Source organism: Leifsonia sp. PARNA 1/14, from assembly GCF_055720965.1.
Map to the genome: position 1 here is coordinate 861,710 of NZ_JBVQSP010000001.1, position 1,888 is coordinate 863,597.

Annotated in this window: 2 protein-coding genes; one reads left to right on the forward strand and one right to left on the reverse strand. The window is 71.1% G+C overall.

Features of this window, described 5'->3' with window-relative positions:
* Positions 1 to 1,224 (reverse strand): aminotransferase class I/II-fold pyridoxal phosphate-dependent enzyme (locus AC0HS0_RS04300; protein ID WP_472961878.1); only part of this gene is annotated, 1,224 nt, incomplete at its 3' end.
* A 95-nt stretch (positions 1,225 to 1,319) separates the two neighbouring features.
* Between AC0HS0_RS04300 and AC0HS0_RS04305 the strand changes: the two genes are divergently transcribed.
* Positions 1,320 to 1,888: beta/alpha barrel domain-containing protein (locus AC0HS0_RS04305; RefSeq protein WP_472961879.1), on the forward strand; the 569-nt coding region annotated here is incomplete at its 3' end.

Below are 1,888 nucleotides of genomic sequence, written 5' to 3' on the forward strand. Positions count from 1 at the left end.
GGGCGGCCTCCGTTCGCCGAGCCCGAACTCGTCGCCGGTGCGGGCCAGCCAGCCGCGTCGCATCAGCCGCTCGGCCACGAGTCGCGCCTCCACCGGCAGGTCGACCCAGAGGTTCAGACCGTCGCCCGCCTCCGTCGGCAGCCCGCGTTCGGTGAGCCGGGCGGCGAAGGCCTCATTGCGCTCGGCGTAGTGGCGCCCGGCGTCGACGATCTGCGCGAGCACGGACACATCGCTGAGCTGCGCGAGCACGAGCCGCTGGAGGATGTGGCTCACCCACGTGGTGCCAGGGCTGAGCCGGAACGCGAGCCGCTCCGCCGTCTCGGGGTCCGTTGCCGCGACGGCCAGGCACATGTCGGGGCCGAGGAACTTCGACACCGAGCGGACCAGCGCGAACCGCTGGTGCGACGACCCGATCAGGGTCTCGTACGAGCGCTGGGAGAGCATCGAGAAGTGGTCGTCCTCGATCACGAGCACATACGGATGATCGGCGAGCAGTGCGCGAAGCTCGGCCGCGCGCGTGGGGGAGAGTGTCGCTCCCGTAGGGTTCTGCGCCCGCGGCGTACAGATGATCGCCCGCACGCCGGCCTCGAGCGCCGCGCGGAGGCCGTCGACGGTCATTCCCTCGGCGTCGACGGGAACGGGCACCGCGCGGTAGCCGCCGTGCCGCACCGTGTGGATGCTGGCGAGGAAGCAGGGGTCTTCGAGGGCCACGGCGTCATCGCGGAGGAGCGCCTGGGCGAGCAGCCTCTCGACGGCGTCGACGGCCCCGTTGGTCACCGTGATCCGCACGTCGTGCTCCGGGAGGTCCTCGCGGATCCATGACAGGGCGCGCGCCTGCAGCGCGGGGTCGATCACGGGCTCCCCGTATAGCACGGGACGGCCGACGGCGCGGGCCAGCGCAGCCGAGAGATCGGGGATGCGGCCCGGGTCGGGGTTGCCCGTGCCGACGTCGCGCAGCACGCTGTCGGCCGCGAATCCCTCCTGGGCCACGGCCTCCACGCCCGCGATCACCGTGCCGGCTCGCCCGCGTGCGACGACCACCCCTGCCTGTGCCAGCAGTCGGTAGGCGGCGACGGCCGTGTTGCGGTTGACCTGCAGCTGGGCCGCCAGCTCGCGCACCGGCGGGAGGGGGTCGCCGCGGCGCAGCGCCCCGCGCTCGTGCAGTTCGCGCACGCTGGCGGCGATCTCCGCCGCCGTCGTTCCCGTGATGACCTGTTCGTCCAATTCCCCTCCCCGGCTACCGAGTCTACTGAGCCGAGGCGGGGATGCTATCGTTCGGCATAGGCCAAAACACTTTTTGTACCGCAGAGAGGGCGACGATGACAGACACACAACAGGGCACCGCCACCGGGTCGAGCCGGGTCAAGCGCGGCCTGGCCGAGATGCTGAAGGGCGGCGTCATCATGGACGTCGTCACGCCGGAGCAGGCGCGCATCGCCGAGGACGCCGGCGCCGTCGCCGTCATGGCGCTCGAGCGGGTCCCCGCCGACATCCGCGCCCAGGGCGGTGTCGCACGGATGAGCGACCCCGACCTCATCGAGGCGATCATCGCCGAGGTGTCCATCCCGGTCATGGCGAAGGCCCGCATCGGCCACTTCGTCGAGGCGCAGGTGCTGGAGGCGCTCGACGTCGACTACATCGACGAGTCCGAGGTGCTGTCGCCGGCCGACTACGTCAACCACATCGACAAGTGGAAGTTCACTGTGCCGTTCGTCTGCGGCGCGACCAACCTCGGCGAGGCGCTGCGCCGCATCAACGAAGGCGCGGCGATGATCCGCTCGAAGGGCGAGGCCGGCACCGGCGACGTCTCGGAGGCCACCAAGCACATCCGCAAGATCACGTCGGAGATCAACGCCCTGACGTCGATGACGCGCGACGAGCTACGTAC